20 protein-coding genes and 1 tRNA gene are annotated in these 21,705 nt (G+C 52.7%); 12 read left to right on the top strand and 9 right to left on the bottom strand.

What is annotated here, in order from left to right:
• Positions 1–53 precede the first annotated feature (53 nt).
• From NAI64_RS07350 to lolB, 3 genes are all read right to left on the bottom strand, one after another.
• Positions 54–130: transfer RNA gene (locus NAI64_RS07350), tRNA-Gln, on the bottom strand.
• Positions 131–174: 44 nt separating this feature from the next.
• Positions 175–1,086 (bottom strand): 4-(cytidine 5'-diphospho)-2-C-methyl-D-erythritol kinase, encoded by a 912-nt coding sequence (gene ispE / locus NAI64_RS07345; protein WP_269299191.1) that lies wholly within the window; start codon positions 1,084–1,086, stop codon positions 175–177.
• Complete coding sequence (gene lolB, locus NAI64_RS07340) at positions 1,062–1,706, bottom strand: lipoprotein insertase outer membrane protein LolB (RefSeq protein ID WP_269299189.1); 645 nt, start codon at positions 1,704–1,706, stop codon at positions 1,062–1,064. The genes ispE and lolB overlap by 25 nt, the downstream gene beginning before the upstream one ends.
• A gap of 112 nt (positions 1,707–1,818) precedes the next feature.
• Between lolB and mutY the strand changes: the two genes are divergently transcribed.
• Positions 1,819–2,955: an A/G-specific adenine glycosylase gene (mutY, locus tag NAI64_RS07335; protein ID WP_269299187.1), complete on the top strand. Its 1,137-nt coding sequence runs from the start codon at positions 1,819–1,821 to the stop codon at positions 2,953–2,955.
• On the opposite strand, the gene rapZ is transcribed toward mutY, so the two are convergent.
• The 5 genes from rapZ to ilvA all read right to left on the bottom strand — a co-directional run bounded on the left by rapZ (position 2,956) and on the right by ilvA (position 7,856).
• The gene (rapZ, locus tag NAI64_RS07330) at positions 2,956–3,825 is read right to left on the bottom strand and encodes an RNase adapter RapZ (RefSeq protein WP_269299186.1); all 870 of its coding nucleotides are present in this window, start codon (positions 3,823–3,825) and stop codon (positions 2,956–2,958) included.
• 98 nt (positions 3,826–3,923) lie between these two features.
• A complete protein-coding gene (gene hprK, locus NAI64_RS07325) occupies positions 3,924–4,865 on the bottom strand; it encodes an HPr(Ser) kinase/phosphatase (protein WP_269299185.1) in 942 nt (313 codons plus the stop codon).
• A 23-nt stretch (positions 4,866–4,888) separates the two neighbouring features.
• Positions 4,889–5,365: a PTS sugar transporter subunit IIA gene (locus NAI64_RS07320; protein WP_269299184.1), complete on the bottom strand. Its 477-nt coding sequence runs from the start codon at positions 5,363–5,365 to the stop codon at positions 4,889–4,891.
• A 91-nt stretch (positions 5,366–5,456) separates the two neighbouring features.
• On the bottom strand, positions 5,457–6,296 hold the full coding sequence (queF, locus tag NAI64_RS07315; RefSeq protein WP_269299183.1) for an NADPH-dependent 7-cyano-7-deazaguanine reductase QueF: 840 nt from the start codon (positions 6,294–6,296) through the stop codon (positions 5,457–5,459).
• 27 nt (positions 6,297–6,323) lie between these two features.
• Positions 6,324–7,856, bottom strand: a complete 1,533-nt coding sequence (ilvA, locus tag NAI64_RS07310) for a threonine ammonia-lyase, biosynthetic (protein WP_269299199.1) — start codon at positions 7,854–7,856, stop codon at positions 6,324–6,326.
• A gap of 142 nt (positions 7,857–7,998) precedes the next feature.
• Between ilvA and NAI64_RS07305 the strand changes: the two genes are divergently transcribed.
• The 9 genes from NAI64_RS07305 to nudB all read left to right on the top strand — a co-directional run bounded on the left by NAI64_RS07305 (position 7,999) and on the right by nudB (position 16,752).
• Positions 7,999–8,490, top strand: a complete 492-nt coding sequence (locus NAI64_RS07305) for a YqaA family protein (protein WP_269299182.1) — start codon at positions 7,999–8,001, stop codon at positions 8,488–8,490.
• Positions 8,491–8,510: 20 nt separating this feature from the next.
• Positions 8,511–8,945, top strand: a complete 435-nt coding sequence (locus NAI64_RS07300; protein ID WP_331282617.1) for an HIT family protein — start codon at positions 8,511–8,513, stop codon at positions 8,943–8,945.
• 3 nt (positions 8,946–8,948) lie between these two features.
• Positions 8,949–9,683, top strand: coding sequence for a bifunctional demethylmenaquinone methyltransferase/2-methoxy-6-polyprenyl-1,4-benzoquinol methylase UbiE (ubiE, locus tag NAI64_RS07295; protein WP_269299178.1), 735 nt, complete (start codon positions 8,949–8,951; stop codon positions 9,681–9,683).
• A 12-nt stretch (positions 9,684–9,695) separates the two neighbouring features.
• Positions 9,696–10,616: a Tim44 domain-containing protein gene (locus NAI64_RS07290; protein WP_269299176.1), complete on the top strand. Its 921-nt coding sequence runs from the start codon at positions 9,696–9,698 to the stop codon at positions 10,614–10,616.
• A gap of 191 nt (positions 10,617–10,807) precedes the next feature.
• The gene (ubiB, locus tag NAI64_RS07285) at positions 10,808–12,370 is read left to right on the top strand and encodes a ubiquinone biosynthesis regulatory protein kinase UbiB (protein WP_269299174.1); all 1,563 of its coding nucleotides are present in this window, start codon (positions 10,808–10,810) and stop codon (positions 12,368–12,370) included.
• A gap of 146 nt (positions 12,371–12,516) precedes the next feature.
• The gene (locus NAI64_RS07280) at positions 12,517–13,935 is read left to right on the top strand and encodes a sodium:solute symporter family protein (RefSeq protein WP_269299172.1); all 1,419 of its coding nucleotides are present in this window, start codon (positions 12,517–12,519) and stop codon (positions 13,933–13,935) included.
• A gap of 70 nt (positions 13,936–14,005) precedes the next feature.
• Positions 14,006–14,269: an FmdB family zinc ribbon protein gene (locus tag NAI64_RS07275; protein ID WP_269299171.1), complete on the top strand. Its 264-nt coding sequence runs from the start codon at positions 14,006–14,008 to the stop codon at positions 14,267–14,269.
• Positions 14,270–14,401: 132 nt separating this feature from the next.
• Positions 14,402–16,222: an aspartate--tRNA ligase gene (aspS, locus tag NAI64_RS07270; protein WP_269299169.1), complete on the top strand. Its 1,821-nt coding sequence runs from the start codon at positions 14,402–14,404 to the stop codon at positions 16,220–16,222.
• A gap of 35 nt (positions 16,223–16,257) precedes the next feature.
• A complete protein-coding gene (gene nudB / locus NAI64_RS07265) occupies positions 16,258–16,752 on the top strand; it encodes a dihydroneopterin triphosphate diphosphatase (protein ID WP_269299167.1) in 495 nt (164 codons plus the stop codon).
• A 56-nt stretch (positions 16,753–16,808) separates the two neighbouring features.
• Here nudB and NAI64_RS07260 read toward each other — a convergent pair whose 3' ends face one another.
• Positions 16,809–17,588 (bottom strand): peptidylprolyl isomerase, encoded by a 780-nt coding sequence (locus NAI64_RS07260; protein ID WP_269299165.1) that lies wholly within the window; start codon positions 17,586–17,588, stop codon positions 16,809–16,811.
• A gap of 245 nt (positions 17,589–17,833) precedes the next feature.
• Here NAI64_RS07260 and NAI64_RS07255 point away from each other — a divergent pair, with 245 nt between their 5' ends.
• Together NAI64_RS07255 and NAI64_RS07250 are read left to right on the top strand one after the other, a co-directional pair.
• Complete coding sequence (locus NAI64_RS07255; protein ID WP_269299163.1) at positions 17,834–19,621, top strand: ABC transporter substrate-binding protein; 1,788 nt, start codon at positions 17,834–17,836, stop codon at positions 19,619–19,621.
• Positions 19,622–19,678: 57 nt separating this feature from the next.
• The gene (locus NAI64_RS07250) at positions 19,679–21,691 is read left to right on the top strand and encodes a M3 family metallopeptidase (RefSeq protein WP_269299162.1); all 2,013 of its coding nucleotides are present in this window, start codon (positions 19,679–19,681) and stop codon (positions 21,689–21,691) included.
• Positions 21,692–21,705 lie beyond the last annotated feature (14 nt).

Raw genomic sequence — 21,705 nt, 5'->3', positions numbered from 1 at the left:
TGCCGACAATATCTCATTGCAAATGCGCCTGGCGGCGGGCGCGGGAGAGTGGATGGCAGGGGAAGAAGGATTCGAACCTTCGCATGCAGGAATCAAAATCCTGTGCCTTAACCAGCTTGGCGATTCCCCTGCTGTTTTCGTGCCGTATTATAACCGAGCATCGAAAAAAATCTATCATTCGCCTTTATTATCAAGCAGATATTTGAGCGGATGATACGGTAGTCCTTCTGCGGTCAGGACTTCCCATGTTCCGGCAAGCTTCCCGGCGGTTTCCTTCGCTTGTGCCACGTTGTCGAAACGGGCGAATACGCATGCACCCGATCCGGTCATTCTGGCGTTCCCGAACTGCCCCAGTTCGTCCAGCGCCTTGCCGATTTCCGGATACAGTTTTGCCGCGACAGGCTGGAGATCGTTTTTTCCGAAATGATCCGCTCTTTCACGAAAACCGGGAAAGTCAAACATTTTGATGGGTTCTGTATTCCTTGTCAATTCGTTTGCGCGAAAGATGGTCGCCGTCGGGACGGAAACGGGTGGTTTAATCACAACAAACCAGCCATCCGGTGTCGTCAGCGGCGTCAGTTTTTCGCCGATGCCTTGTGCAAAGGCATTTTCTCCGAACAGAAAAAAGGGAATGTCAGCGCCCAGTTGTACGCCAAGTGCCATCAATTCGTGCCGCCCGAAGCGGCAGCACCACAAATGGTTCAGTGCGATCAGGGTGGTGGCCGCATCGGATGAGCCGCCACCCAGACCGCCGCCTTCTGGAATATGTTTTTGCAGAGCGATATCGACACCGGGAACCCGCAAGCCTTTTCGACGGTATGCCGTATCCTGAAGCAACCGTGCCGCACGAACGGTCAGGTCGTCGTTTTCGTCGATGTCGCCGTTGGGTGTGATTCGCCGGATTTGTCCGTCGTGACGGCGGGTGAAATGCAGGTAGTCATACAGGCCGATCAGCTGGAAAGCGGTTTCGAGCAAGTGGTAGCCGTCTTGACGCCGGCCTGTCACGTGCAGGAACAGATTCAGTTTTGCAGGCGCCGGACAGTGGCGTATGCCGTTTTCTGTTATTTCGATTTCGGGAACTGCCATTCGTCTATGACCAGTTTGAGGTGAATGTCGACATCGATGGCGTTGCTGCCGCCTTTTATCAGATCTATACGTTTGGGCAATGGCATGAGCGGGCCATCGATCCAGCTGATATAGTCGATTTGCCATCCTTCACGGGTGATGACTTGCCTGGATTGCGGTGTTGCGATGAAAGGACGGTTTTGCATGTCGGTGGCACATCCCTGCAACCAGTTCCTCAGCCCGGAGACTGGGAGTGTCCAGCCCAGTTCGGAACGGATCAGTTCTTCTGCATTGGCGGCACTTTTGGGCGCTTGTCCAGGGGCGGTGAAGGTCGTCAGCTGTGGCGTAACCTCGATTCTCGCCATGGATTGGCCCAACGGAGAGAGCAGGGTAATGACGGTATAATCCGTTGTCTGTTTCCAGTCGAAATTGCCGTGCAGTGATTCGTCGCGACCGTCGATCTTGTAACGGATGGAAAAACGTCCCCTGACATCGACATTGCTTGTGCAGCTGCGTGGCGTCTTGTCCGAAAGGAAATCCAGTGTTTCCATGGATGGCATGCTGCTGCATCCGGTCAGCATGGCGGACAGGAGAAAGAGTGCGAAGGTCGTGATCTTGCAGTGCCGGAAAAAATTTTTCATGTCGTATGTGAAACGGATAGTCAGTGATGCAGCAAGGCAGGAATGCCGGTGACGGCATTCTATACCAACGGGATATGCGGATGGGTAAATTGTACGGGACACGTGGCAGAGTATGGATGGATTGATGGGCTGTGCGGAAAAACGGATCGGCAAACGGGATATGTCGTTTGCGTCAAGGCTTGTCGCATGGCAGAAACGTCATGGACGTCATGCCTTGCCCTGGCAGCATACGCGGGATGCTTACCGGATATGGCTGTCGGAAATCATGTTGCAGCAAACGCAGGTTACTACGGTCATTCCATATTACGAGCGTTTTCTGGCAATGTTTCCGGATGTGTCTTCTTTGGCGAACGCGCCGCTGGATGCGGTCATGCAATGCTGGAGCGGTCTTGGATATTATTCGCGTGCACGCAATTTGCACAAGTGCGCACGGAGGGTCGTTGACGAGTATCAAGGGATTTTTCCTTCCGATCCGGTGCTGCTTGAACGGTTGCCGGGAATCGGTCGTTCGACAGCTGCCGCGATTGCGGTTTTTTCGTCAGGCGCGAAGGCGGCTATTCTGGATGGCAATGTCGTACGGGTTTTTGCTCGGGTTTTCGGTCTGGGTGATTCGGTGACGGATGCGGCGGGGAAAAGGCGTTTCTGGCAACTTGCCGTCGATTTGCTGCCGGATTCGGATATTGAAAGCTATACGCAAGGGTTGATGGATCTTGGCGCTACGGTGTGTACACGAGGACGTCCGGATTGTACGCATTGTCCTTTTTCCGGTACATGTATCGCGCTTTCGGAAGGCAGGGTGGATGAATTGCCGGTGAAAAAAGCAAAAAAGCCGGTGCCGGTCAGGCATGTCGTGATGTTGCTTGTGTATGCGGATGGCAGGATTTTGCTGCAGAAAAGGCCGGCATCCGGCATATGGGGCGGTTTGTATTCGTTGCCTGAAATCACAATGGAACAGGATGGTGGCATCGTGCCGGATGAAGAGGTGGCAAGCCGAGTGAAACTGGAAGTTGCACGATGGGGCAATATGGAGTCGATGGCTTTTATGGTACCGTTTGAACATGTTTTTACGCACTTCCGCTTGCAGATCACACCTTGTATCGTGAAGCTTGCCGGGAAAGAAACAGCCGGGCGGACAGGTGAAGAAATCTGGCAGGATGCCGCTTCGGTACAAATGGCTGCGTTGCCGGCTGCGGTCAGAAAATTGCTGGATGTCGCGAACCGTCAGGGGTATCTGGCGTTTCAGGACTGATTACGATGTTTTCAGCTCACGGTGGCGCGTGACGACTTGTTCGGATTGACGGAAATGATCGGCCAGTCGCTCGACCATGTATACGGAGCGATGTTGCCCGCCGGTGCATCCCAGCGCGATGGTCAGATAACTGCGGTTGTCACGCCGGAACGAAGGCAACCATTTTTCGATGAAACTGCGGATGTCCTCCAGCAGTTCGGCTGCTTCGGGCTGTTGTTCCATGAAGGTACGGATCGCCGCGTCCTTGCCGGTCAGATGCCTCAGACGGGTATCGTAATAGGGATTCGGCAGGCACCGGACATCGAACATGATGTCTGCATCGAGTGGAACGCCGAATTTGAAACCGAATGATTCGAAAAGCAGTGTCAGCGGGGCCTGTTCGATATTGACCAGTTCCTTGACGCGGTTGCGCAATTCGTTCGCGCTGGAATTGGATGTATCGATGACATGGCTGATCATCTGTATATCCGCCATCAATTCACGTTCTTCACGGATGGCTTCCGTCAGGGTTCGGTCATCCGATAACGGCGTGTTTTTGTGGTGGCGGTGCGAAAGGGGGTGGCTGCGTCTGGTTTCCGAAAAGCGGGTGATCAGGGATTGTGTATCCGACGTGAGAAAGAGCACGCGGACTTCATGGCCATGATCTTTCAGGGACTGGATGCTTTTCGGCAGGTCGTCGAGCGAACCGGCGCTTCGTGAATCAACGGCGACTGCCAGTTTGTCGGAATTTTCATCGAGCCGTGTCGCTACCAGTTTCGGAAGCAGAACGGGGGGCAGGTTGTCAACGCAAAAATAGCCGGCATCCTCAAGCGCATTGAGTGCGACTGATTTTCCCGATCCGGAAATGCCGGTGATAAGTATGATCTGCACGTGAATCCAATGAGGCAATGATGAAAATACAATCGTAGATTATCATAACCATATGACAAAAATGTGATTTGCTTCAATATTTGTACGGATGAGCTGTTTCATTTGTCGTCGGTCATGGCTTTGCGCTGGCGTTCCATGAATTCTTCCATGGTATTGAATCCGCGTAATTGCATGATGGTGTTTCTGACGGCAGCTTCCAGCAGAACGGCGATGTTGCGGCCGGCCGCAACCGGAATGACGGTTTTCCGGATCGGCAGACCCAGTATTTCCTGAGTCGGCGAGTGGATCGGCAGTCGTTCGATATTGTCGTCCCCGGCGCGACTGCGTGTCAGATGCACGATGAGTTTGAGCTGCATTTTGCGCCGGACGGCCGTTTCTCCGAAAATGGCGCGGATATCCAGTAATCCGAGACCGCGGACTTCCAGCAGGTTCTGGAGCAGTTTGGGGGCACGTCCTTCGATGATGTTCGGCGCGATACGGGAAAATTCGACGGCATCGTCGGCGACGAGGCCATGATTGCGTGTAATCAGTTCAAGTCCCAGTTCGCTTTTGCCCAGTCCCGAATCGCCAGTAATCAGGACGCCGACGCCCAAAACATCCATGAAAACGCCGTGCATGATGATGCGCATGGCCAGTTGTTTGGAAAGATAGACGCGCAAATAATCGATGACTTCCGCAGCGGTAAGCGGGGTGATGAACAACGGGATATTGTTGGCATCGCATATGGAATGGATGTCATCGGGGACGCCGAGGCCGCGTGCGATGATCAGTGCAGGAGGATTGCAGTCCGCGATTTCGTGTACCAGATAGGCGCGTGATTCCGGGGAGAGTCGTTCGTAATAGTCGATTTCCTGACGTCCGAATACCTGGATACGCATGGGGTGGATCAGGTTCAGGTGGCCGACCTGGTCGGCAGCGGAAGCGCTGCTGCTCGAGATTTGCCGATGACCGCCGTCCAGACCGGCAAACCATGACAGTTTCAGGACATCGCGGTTGCTGGCGTATAGCTGCTGTATGGTGAGCGTATTGGCGGTTGACATGGCAATGGCTTCTCGACAGAGGGTTATTCCGGAAGGGACGATCCGGGTTTCCAGGTGGTAACGATGCGATAGATACGGTCCTTGTCCGTTTCGGTTGCCAGCGCAAGGCGGCACTGGTTGTCGGAGAACATGGCGGCGATTTCCGAGAGGATTTCCAGGTGTTGCTGTGTGACGTTTTGCGGTATCAGAAGGAAAAACAGAAGGTTGACGGGTTTGCCGTCCGGCGCATCGAAAGAAATTGGCGACGAAAGTCTGACAAAGGCGGCTTCTGGCGTTTTCAGACCGTCGATACGTCCATGCGGGACGGCGACGCCATAGCCCAGTCCTGTGGAACCCATGTTTTCCCTTTCCATCAGATTGGCCGTGACGATGGCGCCCGACAGGCCGCCGTTGTTTTCGAAAATCAGTCCTGCCTGTTCGAATACCTGTTGTTTGCTGGATGCTTCAAGATCCAGAACGATGTTTTCGATAGGTAAAATTCTGGAAAGGTTGGTGGACATGGTGAATCTATCCGGTATTGAGATGAGTGCATTATAAATCGTGATGCACCGGTTCCGATATGCGGGTGGCGATGCATCACATCGTGCGTTTTTACTGTCGTGCGGTTCTCAACAGTTGCGGACGTTTGCCCGACGTAAAATTGCTGCGCCATGGATTGATGTCGATACCTCCGCGGCGTGTGTAACGCGCATAGACCGTCAGGCTTTGCGGTTTGCATTTTCGGAGTATGTCCAGAAAGATCCGTTCGACACACTGTTCGTGGAATTCCTGCGCGGTTCGCAGGCTGATGATATATTTGAGCAATCCTTCCTGATCGATTTGTGGGCCGACATAGTGGATTTGCAGGCTGGCCCAGTCAGGCTGTCCGGTGACCGGGCAGTTCGTCTTCAGAAGATTCGATACCAATGTTTCCTCGACGGGATATTCTTCCTGGTTGCTTTTTAAAAACGAGGGATCGGGTGCATAGGTATCGACTCCGATGTCCAGACGGTCAAGGAGCAATCCTTCGAGTTCCTGCAATTTGGCGGATGCGAAATCACCTTGTTGCCTGAGCGAGACCTGAACCGGCGAACCGAATGCATCGCTCAGGTCGTTGCGCAGGACGTGAATCAGGTCGGCGGCCTCGTCCATACGTGTTTGCGAGAACGAATTGAGGTAGAGCTTGAGCGATTTGGATTCGACGATGTTTGGCGAGTCGGCCGAAACATTGAAGTTCATGAGCGCGACTTGCGGTTTTCCTCGCAGATTGAGCCAGGAAAGTTCGTAGGCATTCCAGAAGTCAAGTCCGAAAAACGGCAACGAACCGGTGATGCCCAGTTTTTCGCGCATGGGCTTTCGTTCGATCGGATAGAGCAGGGACGGGTCGTATTCGGTCGGATAAACCGTCGATTTGCCAAGTGGCGATGCGTTCATGCTGTCTGAAGATGTCATAACCAGTGAGCGGAAAGTTCGTTGAAATCAGAGGAACAACCGGTATACCGGATTGTCGCTTTCGTTCCAGTAAGGATAACCGACAGAGGACAGGAATTGGTCGAATGCTTTCATATCCTGTTGTGGAACCTGCAAGCCGACCAGCACGCGTCCATAGTCTGCGCCGTGGTTGCGGTAGTGGAACAGGCTGATATTCCAGTCGGGCGCCATGGATGATAGAAAACGCATGAGTGCTCCAGGCCGTTCCGGAAATTCGAAGCGGTACAACAGTTCGTTTTCGGCAAAAGGACTTTTGCCGCCGACCATGTACCGGATGTGCAATTTGCCCAGTTCGTCGTCGCTCAGATCGATGGTATGGTAACCGTTTTTCTCGAAGGTCGCGATGATGCCGTTTTTTTCCTTGCGGTTTTCGACTTCGACGCCTACGAAAACATGGGCTGCCTTGTCGTCGCTGATGCGGTAATTGAATTCGGTGATATGCCGTGGACCGATCAGTTCGCAGAAACGGCGGAAACTGCCCCGTTTTTCGGGAATGGTGACGGCCAGTACCGCTTCACGGTCTTCACCGACGTCAGCACGTTCGGCCACAAAACGCAAACGGTCGAAATTCATGTTGGCGCCGGATGTGACGGCGACCATGGTTTGTCCGGTCAGCGGTTTCCCGGCTTCTTCATGTTTTCCGATATAAGCCTTGATACCGGCGACAGCCAGCGCGCCGGCCGGTTCCAGAATGCTGCGGGTGTCGAGGAAAACATCCTTGATGGCGGCGCACACGTCGTCGGTATCGACCAGAACGATGTCGTCCACATATTCGCGGGATATCCTGAAGGTTTCTTCGCCGACCAGCTTGACGGCCGTGCCATCGGAAAACAGGCCGACATCCTGCAAATTGATACGATGACCTGCGTCAAGGCTTTGTTTCATGGCGCAGGAATCGGCAGTTTCGACACCGATGATGCGAATTTCCGGACGTATCTGTTTGACGTATGCGGCGATGCCGGCAATCAGGCCGCCGCCACCGACGGGGACGAAAATGGCATGGATGGGGCCGGAATGCTGGCGAAGGATTTCCATGCCGATCGTTCCTTGTCCGGCGATGACATCGGGATCGTCAAACGGATGGATGAAGGTCAGATGCCGTTCTTTTTCGAGTTTTTTCGCATGATCGCAGGTATCGGAAAAAGAGTCGCCGTACAGTACGACTTCGACATTGTTGCCTCCGTGAGTGCGGACGGCCTCAATCTTGACCGGCGGCGTGGTCGTCGGCATGGCGATGACGGCCTGGCAGTCAAGTCGTCTGGCCGCCAGCGCGACGCCTTGGGCATGGTTGCCTGCCGAAGCGCAGATCACGCCTTTTTTCAGCTGGTCGGCAGACAGGTTGGCCATTTTGTTATAGGCACCGCGCAGTTTGAAGCTGAATACGCTTTGCATGTCTTCGCGTTTGAGCAGGATGTGGTTGCCGGTGCGTTTGGAGAGGTTGGTTGCCTGTTCGAGCGGAGATTCGATGGCGACATCGTAAACACGTGCCGTGAGGATTTTTTTCAGATAATCGGTCATGATGATACTGGACAACGTCTGTAATTTTTCGCAACATTATAATCCCCGTCTGGTATGCTTGGTCTTTTTTGCTGTTCGCTTCTTTCGGGATGATGTACAGCGTTTTGGCCGTATCTGATATGGCGGAAGGATTGCAGGGTTCAACATGATCGAGTCAGCCGTTCACTGGATACTGGGCTATCTGGCGATTCCGCAGGTTGGGCTGACATCAGTGTTTATCGTCAGCTTCGTGTCGGCTACCTTGTTGCCGCTCGGTTCGGAGCCAGCGGTTTTCGCGGTGGTCGCGGCGGACAAGACGCTGTTCTGGCCGGTGATGGCTGTTGCCACGGTGGGTAACACGCTGGGTGGCGTGCTCAATTACTGGATAGGATACGGTGCGAAAGAGGCGTTTGCCAAAGAGCGCAGGGCGTTGTGGTTCGGATGGCTCGAAAGGCATGGCGCCAAGACGATGTTGCTGAGCTGGCTGCCGGGTATCGGTGATCCGCTTTGTACAGTGGGAGGCTGGCTGAAGCTGCCTTTCTGGCCCTGTGTCATTTATATGGCGATCGGCAAACTCGGACGCTATATTGTGATGACATGGCTGCTTTTGTATATTCCTGACAGTTCATGGCGCGGACTTGCGCAGTTTTTGGGGTAATGACCGTAATGAAAGAATGTGTGCTTTGTTCACGAAATCCGGACGGACTGGTTTATGCCGGCGAAAACTGGCGGGTCATTCTGGCCGATGAGGCGGGTTATCCGGGGTTTTGCCGTGTGATCTGGAATCATCACGTTGCGGAAATGACCGACCTTGAAGAAAAGGACAGGACGGAACTGATGGGTGTCGTCTGGCTGGTGGAACGGTGTGTCCGGCAGGTCATGCATCCTGACAAGATCAATCTGGCGTCATTGGGCAATATGGTGCCGCATCTCCACTGGCATGTGATTCCACGCTATGCCGATGATGCGCATTTTCCCGATTCGGTCTGGTCGGCGGCAAGAAGAAGCGTGGATGAACGGATGATACAGGAACGCAAGAGCCGTTTGCCGGAGTTGCGGAAGTATCTTGTGGAAGCGTTGACGGCCCAATATGGTTCTGCACGGGATTTCTGATTTATGACCAGACTGACGCATTTCGGTTTTCAGAAAATCGATGAACAGGAAAAAGCGGGTAAAGTGGCCGATGTGTTCAATCAGGTGGCCAGACATTATGATCTGATGAACGATCTGATGTCGGGTGGCCTGCACAGGGTATGGAAGGCTTTTGCCGTATCGCAGGCAGGTATCCGCAAGGGTTTCCGCGTGCTCGATGTCGCCGGCGGAACGGGGGATATGGCGCTTGCTTTCGCCAGACAGGTCGGCCCTGACGGCCAGGTATGGCTGACCGATATCAATGAAACCATGCTGCAATATGGCCGTGACCGTCTGCTCGACAAGGGGGTATTGCTTCCGGTAATGGTATGCGATGCCGAAAAACTGCCTTTTCCGGATGATTATTTCGACAGGGTGATCGTGTCGTTCGGACTCAGGAACATGACACACAAGGAAGAGGCATTGCGTGAAATGCACCGTGTGTTGAAACAGGGCGGCAAGTTGCTGGTTCTCGAGTTTTCAAAAGTTTGGAAACCTTTGCAGAACCTGTATGATATGTATTCATTTTCCGTGTTGCCATGGCTGGGAAAACATGTGGCGAAAAGCGCGGAGAGCTATCGTTATCTGGCGGAATCCATACGGGTCCATCCGGATCAGGAAACCTTGCAGAAAATGCTTGAGGATGCAGGATTCGTGTGCGCCAGATTTTTCAATCTGACTGCAGGAGTGGTCGCACTTCATACGGGTATGAAGTTATAAAACAGGAGTGTTATGAAAAAACTTTTGCTTGCATTTGTTCTGGTGGCGGGTCTTGCATCCATGGTCATGACGGATGCAGAGGCCAGAAGGCTGGGCGGCGGATCGTTCGGCCGCCAGTCATCCAATATTGGCCGTATCGCACCCATGCAGCGGAATATGGCACAACCCGGCCAGCAGGCGCAGCAGGGGCAGCGTGCAGCCAATCCGCAGGGTGCCAACGCGCCTCGTCCGGCCAGCCGGTGGGGCGGTATTCTGGGAGGCGCATTGCTGGGACTCGGTCTGGGTGCGTTGCTGAGTCACTTCGGTATCGGCGGCGGCATGGCGAACATGATCAGCACGGTTTTGATGCTGATTATCATTGTCTATGTCGTTCGCTTCCTGATGCGGCGATTTTCGGCCAAGCGGCGTGAACAGGATGCCAATGCTTATGCAGGCAATTACCAGAATACGGGATATACGAATTCGGGAACACCCGAAATCGGTTCTGCATTACCGCAGCAATTCGCAGGGACGGCAGCCGCAGGCATGCAGGATACGAATGCCGGCGATAACTGGGGTATTCCGGCCGATTTCGATGTCCCTGCTTTCCTGAGAGCGGCCAAATCCTACTTTATCCGGATGCAGGCTGCATGGGACAAGGGGGATATCAACGATATCCATGAATTCACGACGCCGGAAATGTTTGCCGAAATCAGGTTGCAGCTTCAGGAACGCGGTACGGCACCGAATGTGACGGATGTCGTGTCGCTGGATGCTGAATTGCTGGGTATCGAAACATTGAGTCATGAATATATGGCCAGCGTGAAATTCAGTGGCAAGATCCGTGAGGCGGAAGGCGCTGCTCCGGAACCGTTTGAGGAAGTATGGAATCTGACGCGACCGATTTCCAAGAAGGACGGCTGGGTGTTGGCCGGTATCCAGCAGTTGTCATGATGTGCTGCTGAAAGCTGTACCACCTGCAAAACCGTCCGCGTTGTGTTGCGGGCGGTTTTGTTTTTTATGGCATGTATGCCACAGTCGGGTTTTCCAGGGCGGTCTATGGCCAGATACCGGAAAATGACATATCGTATGTCGGAAATCAGAAAGCATGTGAACAGGAACGGGAAGTTGGGGGCGACAGGATAATGCGGAAGGTCTGGCGGCTGATTGTGATTTTTTACATTCTCTTCCGGTATGGACTGGACGAGATGGCCGTGTCGTATTTTCCGGGACGGCGCCTGGCGATTTTGTATCGTTGTCTGTTTTTCTGGCGGAGCATGTCGGTGCCGCCGGCTGCGAGATTGCGAAAGGCACTGGAAGAGCTGGGGCCGATTTTCATCAAGTTCGGGCAAATGCTTTCGACCAGACGCGATCTGTTGCCGACGGAAATCGCCGATGAACTGGAAAAATTGCAGGATCGTGTGCCGCCTTTCGATTCTTCTCTGGCTGTCGGACAGATAACGAAATCGCTGGGTGCACCGCCTGAAAAGCTGTTTGCCTCGTTCGATCGCATTCCTGTCGCGTCGGCTTCCGTTGCGCAGGTGCATTTCGCGACGTTGCACAACGGGCGTGAAGTTGCGGTGAAGGTTTTGCGTCCCGAAATGCAAAAACGGATCGGACGCGACATCGAATTGTTGTATCTGTTTGCGGCGCTTGGTGAAAAATTCTGGCGTGACGGAAAGCGCTTGCGGTTGACTGCCGTCGTTCATGAGTTCGACAAATCGCTTCATGACGAACTGGATCTGATGCGTGAAGCGGCGAATTACAGCCAGCTGCGCAGGAATTTCGCCGATTCCGACAAGCTGATCGTACCGGAGATTTTCTGGGATTACTGTTCTACCGACGTCATTGTGATGGAAAAAATGACGGGTATTCCGGTATCGCAGACGGACAGACTTGTCGAGGCGGGGCTTGATCTGAAAAAACTTGCCAGCGACGGGGTGGAAATTTTTCTGACGCAGGTTTTCAGGGATGCGTTTTTTCATGCCGACATGCATCCCGGCAATATCCTGATTTCAGTGGAACCGGAGACTTTCGGGCGGTATATCGCGCTGGATTTGGGGATCGTCGGCATGCTTGATGATTTCGACAAGGAATATCTTTCCAGAAATTTTGTGGCTTTTTTCCGGCGCGATTACAAGATGGTGGCGCAGGCCAATATTGAATCGGGATGGGCACCGCCCGATACCAGTGTCGTGGAACTGGAAGCTGCAGTCAGAACCTGTTGCGAACCGATGTTCGACAGGCCGCTCAAGGATTTTTCGTTCGGGCTGGTTCTCATGCGCCTGTTCCAGACTTCGCGTCGTTTCAATATCGAAATCCAGCCGCAGCTTTTCCTGTTGCAAAAGACGATGCTCAATATCGAAGGACTGGGCAGACAGCTGGATCCCGATCTTGATCTGTGGAAGACGGCCAAGCCGTTTCTGGAAAACTGGATGGACGAACAGGTCGGCATGAAGGGGCTGATCGAACGTTTCAGGATAGAGTCCACCCATTACAGCCGTATTTTTCCACAATTGCCGCGACTGGTTCAGGAAGCGCTGGAGACGATCGCGCGTCCGGATGACAACCTGAAACGGTTTGAACGATTGCAGAACGGACAGGATGAAATCAATCGGCGTCTCAGCCGTTTCATGTATTTTTCAGGTGGTTTGTTGATCGGTATTTTGCTGGCGGGTTTTCTCGCCGGAGGCGCTTTGTTTTTCTGAATTTACGATCTGTTCAAATAAAACAACAGACCGGCTTTTTGCCCGTGAAGGGACGGTGTTTCCATACGAAAAATTTTCGTATGGAAGTCAGCTCTGCCAGTATAATCAGCACCGTTTTCAACGCGTCATTTCCTGTATGCACTTTCATGAATACACTCATCTGGTTCGTTGTTCTGTACTGGATCATTTCCGTCGGCATTGGAATATATGCGGCGCGTTATGTCAGAAATTCAAAAGATTATGCGATCGCAGGCCGTTCGTTGCCGATGTCTGTCGTGACCGCTACGGTGTTCGCGACATGGTTTGGCTCTGAAGCGGTTCTGGGGATTCCCGCCACTTTCGTCAAGGAGGGTTTTACCGGCGTGATCGCCGATCCGTTCGGTTCGGCCATGTGTCTGGTCCTGGTCGGCATTCTGTTTGCCAAGCGGCTGTACCGGATGAATCTCATGACGATCAGCGATTACTATCGCAATCGCTATGGCAGAACGGTCGAAATTATCGTATCGCTGTGTATCGTTATTTCCTATCTAGGCTGGGTCGCCGCCCAGATCAAGGCGCTCGGCCTGGTGTTCAATGTCATTTCCGGGGGCGTCATTTCCATGAATATGGGGATGGTGATCGGTTCTGTCAGCGTACTGGTCTATACCCTGATGGGCGGGATGTGGTCCGTTGCCATTACGGATTTCCTGCAAATGATCATTATCGTGATCGGTATTCTCTATATCGGTTGGGAGGTGTCCGGTATGGTCGGCGGTGCCGATGTCGTCATCCGGCATGCCGCCGAAGCTGGAAAATTGCGGATTTATCCGAAACCCGAATTGCGGGATATTCTCTGGTTTTTCGGCGCATGGATAACGCTGATGTTCGGGTCGATGCCGCAACAGGATGTTTTCCAGCGGGTGGCCTCGTCGAAAAACGAAAATGTGGCCAGAAACGCTTCGGTTGTCGGCGGTATTTTTTATTTGCTGTTCGCGCTGGTTCCGATGTTTTTGTGCTATGCCGCCACGCTGGTGGATCCTTCCCTGGTGGAACAGTATATCGATCAGGATTCACAGATGATCCTGCCGGTCATGATCATGACCTATATGCCTGTTTTCGCACAAGTCATGTTTTTCGGTGCGTTGCTTTCGGCGATCAAGAGCTGCGCCAGCGCCACATTGCTTGCGCCATCCGTGACTTTCTCGGAAAACGTTTTGAAGGAAATGTTTCCGAATCTGTCGGACAGGCAATCCCTGTTGATGATGCGTGTCGTGGTGCTTGTTTTTGCGGGAATCGTCACTATCTTTGCCATGAATACCGATTCAAGCATTTTCGAGATGGTGGAAAACGCCTACAAGATTACGCTGGTGGCGGCGTTCGTTCCGCTGATATTCGGATTTTTCTGGAAATATGCCAATAATCGTGGTGCGCTGACGTCTATCGTTTTCGGACTGACGGCATGGGTATTGATGGAGATTGTTTGCCCTGATGGCGTTTGTCCGCCGCAGCTTGTCGGGTTCGGAATGGGCATGATCGGTATGGTCGCAGGCTCCCTGTTGCCCGGACGAACCGGAAAAACGGCATGAGCCTGATTTCGTGTATTTATTGTTGAAAAGAACTATAATCTCGTGCTTACGGGATTTTTTGGAGTTGAAAATGCCAATTTATGCTTATCGTTGTGAAGAATGCGGTTTTTCCAAGGATGTTTTGCAAAAATTGTCTGACAAACCACTGACGGTTTGCCCTTCCTGCGGTAAAGAAAGTTTCAGGAAACAGCTGACGGCTGCCGCTTTCCAGCTGAAAGGAACAGGCTGGTATGAAACCGATTTCAAGAATGACCATGGCGGTCATGCTCATGCGGGTGGTTCGGCGTGCAGCTGTTGCCCGATGAGCAATCCGGATACCGGCACATGCGGTTGATATGAACAGGTCTGCGTGGTCAGACCTGTTTTTCGATGTCGGTGTTTCGGCGGCTTGCCGGCATTATGGTGTGAATGGGAATTTCGACAGATCACGAACCTTTACAGATCAATAGATAAAAAGTAGATAGTTATGTCCATGCGAACGAATTATTGTGGCCTTACCACCGAAGCATTGCTCGGTCAGACTGTAACCTTGTGCGGCTGGGTACACCGGCGTCGCGATCATGGCGGCATCATATTTATCGATATGCGGGATCGTGAAGGACTGGTTCAGGTCGTTTGCGATCCGGATCGTCCGGAAGTGTTCAAAGTGGCCGAATCGATCCGGAACGAATATTGCCTTCAGGTGACCGGTACGGTGCGTGAACGTCCGGCCGGTACGGCCAACGACAACCTGGCATCGGGCAAAATCGAGGTGTTCTGCGAAAAACTGGAAGTGCTCAATCCTTCGGTTACGCCTCCGTTCCAGCTGGACGATGAACATCTTTCCGAAACGACGCGCCTGACTCACAGGGTGCTTGATTTGCGTCGTCCGCAGATGCAGAACAATTTGCGTTTGCGTTACAAGGTCGCCATGGGGGTCCGTCGTTATCTGGATGAAAACGGTTTCATCGATATCGAAACGCCGATGTTGACCAAATCGACGCCGGAAGGTGCGCGCGATTACCTTGTCCCTTCACGCGTCAATCCGGGGGAATTTTTCGCATTGCCGCAGTCGCCACAGCTTTTCAAGCAGTTGTTGATGGTCGCCGGGTTCGATCGTTATTACCAGATCACGAAATGTTTCCGTGATGAGGATCTGAGGGCGGATCGCCAGCCTGAATTCACGCAGATCGATTGCGAAATGTCTTTTGTGGAAGAACAGGAAATCCGTGATCTCTTCGAAAACATGATTCGCCATATTTTCGCCACGACGCTGGGTACGGAATTGCCGAATCCTTTCCCGGTCATGACGTATGAAATGGCGATGTCGAAATACGGTTCCGACAAGCCGGATTTGCGCGTGAAGATGGAATTTACTGAACTGACGGATGTCATGAAGGACGTTCCGTTCAAGGTGTTCAGCAATGCGGCGAATATGCCGGGTGGCCGTGTGGCGGCATTGCTGGTTCCGGGTGGTTCGGCTGAAGGGTCCGGCATGCCGCGTTCGGAAATCGATGCCTATACGCAGTTCGTCGGTATTTATGGTGCCAAGGGACTTGCCTATATCCGTGTCAACGATATCAGCAAGGGCGCAGCCGGTTTGCAGTCGCCGATCGTGAAGAACCTGACGGATGAAGCGATCAAACAGATTCTGGAACGTACGGGTGCGAAGAACGGCGACCTGATTTTCTTTGGCGCGGACAAGGCACGGATCGTCAACGATGCATTGGGCGCATTGAGAAACAAGATCGGTTATTCCGATTTCGGTCAGGCTCACGGTCTGTTTGAAGATACCTGGAAACCGTTGTGGGTGATCGATTTCCCGATGTTTGAATATGATGAAGGTGAAAATCGCTGGGTTGCTTGCCATCATCCGTTTACTTCTCCGAAGGACGGCCATGAAGATTTCCTGGAAAGCGATCCGGGACGTTGCCGTGCCAAGGCATACGATATGGTATTGAACGGTTGGGAACTGGGCGGTGGCTCGATCCGTATCCACAAGGAAGATGTACAGAGCAAGGTATTCGGTGCGTTGAAGATCGGACCTGCCGAAGCCAAGGAAAAATTCGGCTTCCTGCTCGATGCCTTGCAGTATGGTGCCCCGCCGCACGGTGGCCTGGCTTTCGGACTGGATCGTCTGGTGACCCTGATGACCCGTTCGGATTCCATCCGCGATGTGATCGCGTTCCCGAAGACGCAGCGTGCGCAGTGTCTGCTGACGCAGGCGCCATCGGCGGTCAGCGAAAAACAGTTGCAGGAATTGCATATCCGTCTGAGAAAGATCGAAACGACACAACCTGCCTCTTGAAAGGAAAGGGAGCGAGATGCTCCCTTGTTTTTATTGTGAATGTGACATACAAGATTCCGCAGTCGGTTCTGGTCGTGATTTACACGAAAGAACTGGATGTTTTGCTGATCGAACGTGCCGATCGCCCGGGGTTCTGGCAATCGGTGACCGGGTCGCGTGATTCGCTTTCTGAGCCGCTTGAGCAGACAGCCGTGCGCGAGGTATTCGAGGAAACGGGGATACGGATCGTCACGACAGAACCTCATCCGGAACGTCATGAAGTGTCTTTCGATTGCCTGTGTGACTGGAAAACGGAGAATGTCTTTGAAATCTTTTCGGTCTGGCGTCACCGTTTTGCGCCCGGCGTGACGGAAAATACGGAACATGTTTACGGGCTTTTGGTGCCTGAGAAATTTCCGGTGGTTCTGGCACCGAAAGAACATCTGAATGCGGTCTGGCTTCCTTATCGGGAAGCAGCGGCGAAATGTTTTTCCTATACGAATCGTGATGCCATTTTGCAGCTGCCGGATCGTTCAGGGTGTCATGGCTGAATGCGTTATATAAAAAAGCCGGTTCATGCGAACCGGCTTTTTGTTGTGTGGAAGGCTTATTCGACTTTTGCCTGTTTCATGAGACCCATTTCATATTCCTGCCATTTCTTTTCTTCCAGGGCAGCCTTGATTTTCGGCTTGACCTGATTGAGCGTCGGCATGGTTGCCTTGCGTACATCGACTACCTTGAGGATATGGTAGCCAAACTGGGTTTTGACCGGGGTCTTGGAAGTCTGTCCTTTAGGCAGCGCAACCATGGCATCAGAGAAAGGCTTGATATAGTTGGATGGTGAGGCCCAGTTCAGATCGCCGCCATTGACGGCAGAGCTCTGGTCAATGGATTTTTCCTTGGCCAGTTTTTCGAAGTTGGCGCCTTTGTTGAGCTGGTTGATGATGTTTTGCGCTTCAGCTTCCGTTTTTACCAGAATATGCTTGACGTGGTACTGCTTGCCGTTTTGCTGGGAAGCGACACGGTCGTATTCCGCCTTGACTTCCTTGTCAGATACGGGATTCTTCTTCAGGTAATTCGCGCGCAAGGCATCGATCAGGATGCTGCGTCTTGCGAATTCCAGCTGTTTCTTGACTTCGTCGGTCGAGGCGATATTTTGTTTTTCGGCTTCCTGTACAAGGACTTCTCGCAAAACCAGCTTGTTTTTGACGTCCTGTCTTAACTGTGGGGTGTCTTTTTCACCATAGCTGACCAGTTCCTTGACCAGCGCGTCGGAATAGGAGGACGGAATCGGTTTGCCATTGACGACAGCCAGATTCTGGGCCAACGCAGCGGTGGACATGAGGGAAAGCGATACGGCGCTTAAAACCAGAGCCTTTTTGATCATGGGATTTCCTTGCGAATTGATGACATCAAAAAATATTACTGAAAAAAGTAACGGTTCGCCATTTTGTTGCAAAAAATTACAAAACATTTGCAGGCGGCGGTACGGTGTTTTTACTATACGCTTCTTTTGGTCAAAGTTTACGTGGCAAGTGACCGGATTTGGTGACAGAATAACTTTTTTCGGTTTCCTGCCGGATACCGAAGTGCCGTTGCGGCAGGGGTCCGGCTTTTCCTGTCAGGTTTCGCATGCAATGTCTTGTCAAAATGGTTCGTCTGTTGTTGGCCGCCTGGATCGGTATGTGCCTGAGTGTGGTGCATGCTGCGGATCCGGACAAGGTATTGCATTATGTTTTTACCGCTGCCGAAACCGGTTTCGATCCGGCTGTCGCGCATGATCTGTATTCCGCGCAGGTCATCAGCTCGATTTATGAAACGCTTTATACCTATGATTATCTGGCGCGTCCGGTGAAACTGGTTCCGCTGACGGCAAGCACGATGCCTCAGATCAGTCGTGACGGCAAAACCTATACCATTACCCTGAAAAAAGGGATTTATTTCGCGGACGATCCGGCTTTCGGCGGAAAAAAACGGGAATTGACGGCTGACGATTATATTTATTCGCTCAAGAGATTGCGTGATCCACGTGTCCGTTCGGCATGGAGCTGGTTGCTGGAAGGCAAGATCGCCGGCCTGGATGATGTCGCCGCGAGGGCGGCGAAAACGGGGCGTTTCGATTATGCCCGTACGGTTTCAGGAATGGAACGGGTTGACCGCTATACGTTCCGGATTCATTTGAACAGACCCGATTACAATCTGACCCATATTCTGGCGCATTTTCCGACCGGAGCAGTGGCCCGGGAAGTGGTGGAGAAATATTCGGGCGATGGCGGGCAGATCATGGCAAATCCTGTCGGAACGGGGCCTTACAGACTGGTGCAATGGCAGCGAGGCTCGAAAATCGTCCTGGATGCCAATCCGGATTACCGGGGATTTATCTGGCAGTTCGAGGCCTCGGCCGATCCGGACGACAGGAAAATCGTTGCGGATATGCAGGGCAAGCGGATGCCGCAAATCGGTCGTGTGGTGATCGACGTTATTCCGGAAGACCAGTCGCGCTGGCTGGCTTTCCAGAATCGCGAGATCGATTTGTTCAGTCTGGAAGGACCGCTTGCGCCGAAAGCGCTGGATAACGGTCGTTTGAAGCCCGATCTGGTGGCACGTGGTATCCGATTGTCGCGTATCGTGGAACCGGAACTGACACAATATTATTTCAATATGCGCGATCCGGTCGTCGGCGGGCTTTCAAAAGAAAAAATCGCATTGCGGCGTGCGATTGCCATGGCCCATAATGTTCAGGAAGAAATCGATGTGATCTGGAACGGTCAGGCGCAGTTGCTGGAATATCCGGTGCCGCCCGGAATTGCGGGACATGACCCGGCGTACAAGAGCAGTATCCGGTATGAACCGGATGTCGCCAATGCATTGCTGGACCGTTTCGGTTATCGTATCGGTGATGATGGCTGGCGGCAGCAGCCTGATGGCAAGCCGCTGGTGATCGTTTTTTCGGCAAGGGCCGATTCGACCGGTCAGCAGCAGCTTGAAATGTGGAAAAAAACCTTTGACCGGCTCCATATCAGAATGGAAAGCGACAAAAGGCTTTTTCCGGATATGCTCAAGGCAGAAAAACAGTGTCGCCTGATGATGCGTACCAGCAACTGGATCGCAGATTATCCGGATGGCAGCAATTTCATGCAGCTTTTTTATGGACCGCATGTCGGACAGAGCAATCATGGCTGTGTGGAAATACCCTTGTACGACCGGCTTTATGAGGAGTCGGCTGGCTTGCCGCAGGATGCGCGGCGTGATTTGCTGTATCACAAAATGGCAAGGGTTCTGGAGGTTTATACACCGATGCGCATAGGCTATGCACGTTACCGGAATATGCTGGTACAGCCTTATGTGATCGGTTACAAGAAACATCCCGTCATGCATAATGAATGGGTTTATATGGATATGGATAACGGCAGGCGGTAAGGGCGTTGCCGGCGCAGGTTGTCCATGGTGAAACGATGTGAATGAAATGCTGAATTTATGAACAAACGAGTACCCGTATTGAAATCCTTGGTGTGTGTCTTGTCGCTGGCTTTTTCGGCGATGGCTGTCGCGTCTAACGAGCGGCCGGTGTTGCCATTGCCTCAGGCAGGCGAGATCGGAACGCAATGCACCGCTTCTCTGGAAACATTGAAACAGAAAGTTTCCGAACTGGAAAACATTCCTGTCGAAACGGAAGAAGGTGCGGATGCTTTTCGCAAGGGATGGAACAATTTGCAGATCGGGATAGAAAATCTTCAGGGGCCCATGGCGTTGTTGAGTCAGGTGTCGCCCGACGCCGATGTCCGTCAAAATGCGGATGCCTGTTCGATCGATGTGCAGCGTTTCATTACGGATTTGTACCAGAACGGGAAGTTGTACCGGAATATGCGCATTGTCCGAGTCAATGATGATGAAGAACGGAAATGGCGGCAGGACAATGTCAGCGCCTATGAGGATGCGGGTGTGTCCCTGATGCCTGAAAAACGCCAGCGGGTGCGCCAGATTCTGTCCAGACTGGCGGAGATCGATCAGGAATTCAACAGGAATATCCGTGAAAACAGGACAAGGCTGACTTTTACGCCGTATGAGTTGCAGGGATTGCCAAAGGAGTATATCGACAGGGTGCCGCGCGACGAGAAGGGCAATTTCCTCCTCGGGTTTTCGTATCCCGAATATATTCCGTTCATGCAGTATGCGGAAAACGACAAGGCGCGTGAACGGTACCGTTTCGCTTTCATCAACCGGGGAACACCGGCCAATCTCAAGCTGTTGCAGGAAGCGGTCAATTTGCGTCACGAAATGGCGGTGCTCTCGGGCTATCGCAGTTTCGCCGATTTCGCATTGCGCCGGCGCATGGCGAAAAAACCTGTGGCGGTGGACAAGTTCCTCGAGGATGTCCGGAAAATCGTGGTGGCTCAGGAAAAACAGGAGCTCGACGAACTGAGCGCCTTCAAGGCCGCTGTAAGGCAGATTCCGCTGAATCAGGCCGAAATCAAACGCTGGGATACCAACTACTGGCTGCAAAAGGTCAAGCAGGTGCGTTATAACATCGACCAGAACGTATTGCGCCAGTATTTCCCGACCCAGGCGGCCATGGAATGGGCGATGGGGCTTGCCAGTCAGCTTTATGGGATCGAGTTCAGACAGGCCGATGTTCCTGTCTGGCATTCCGATGTGTTGTATTACGACGTGATCGATACCACGACAGACAAGCAGATCGGTGGCATTTATCTGGATATTTATCCGCGTGAGGGCAAGTATGGTCATGCGGCGGCTTTTCCGGTACAGGGATCCAGTACGATGGAAAACCGGTTGCCCATTTCGGTACTGGTCGCCAATTTCAACCGGTATGGTCTGGATATGGACGAGCTGGAAACGTTGTTGCATGAATTCGGGCATGTATTGCATGGCGTGATGTCGAAAACACGGTTTGTCGAACAGTCAGGTACCAGTGTGGAACGGGATTTTGTCGAGGCACCTTCCCAGATGTTCGAGGAATGGGCGCATGATTATGAAGCCTTGTCCCTGTTGCCGACCTATTGCGGCAATGCTTGTCCGAAGATCGACAGGGATATGCTGAGACGGCTCAATGAAGCGCGGCGTTTCGGACAGGGTATTTTCTATTCGCGACAGACATTGTATGCGCAATACGATATGAAGATATATGGCGACAAGCCGGTCGATGTCATGGATACCTGGGTGGAAATGGAGGGGAACACGCTTCAGGGTTATGATCAGGGTACCCAGTTTCCGGGGCAGTTCGGACATGTCGTCAGTGGTTATTCGGCGGGATACTATGGTTATCTCTGGTCGAAAGTGCTGGCGCTGGATATGCTCTCGCGCTTCAATGGCCAGCTGATGAATCCGCAGGTCGGGAAGTTTTACCGGAAAGCGATTCTGGAACGGGGAAGCGAATTGCCTGCCGACCGGATGGTCCGGTATTTTCTGGGACGTTCGCCGGACAGTACCGCGTTTTATGAAGACATTCGCGGTCTTGAACCGGCGAAATAGCGCATCGAGCCGGT

Origin of the sequence: Oxalobacter paeniformigenes, assembly GCF_027158465.1 — a bacterium.
Taxonomy (GTDB): Bacteria; Pseudomonadota; Gammaproteobacteria; order Burkholderiales; family Burkholderiaceae_D; genus Oxalobacter; species Oxalobacter paeniformigenes.
Note: the sequence above shows the minus strand (reverse complement) of the source record. Positions and strands in the feature narration are given on the sequence as shown.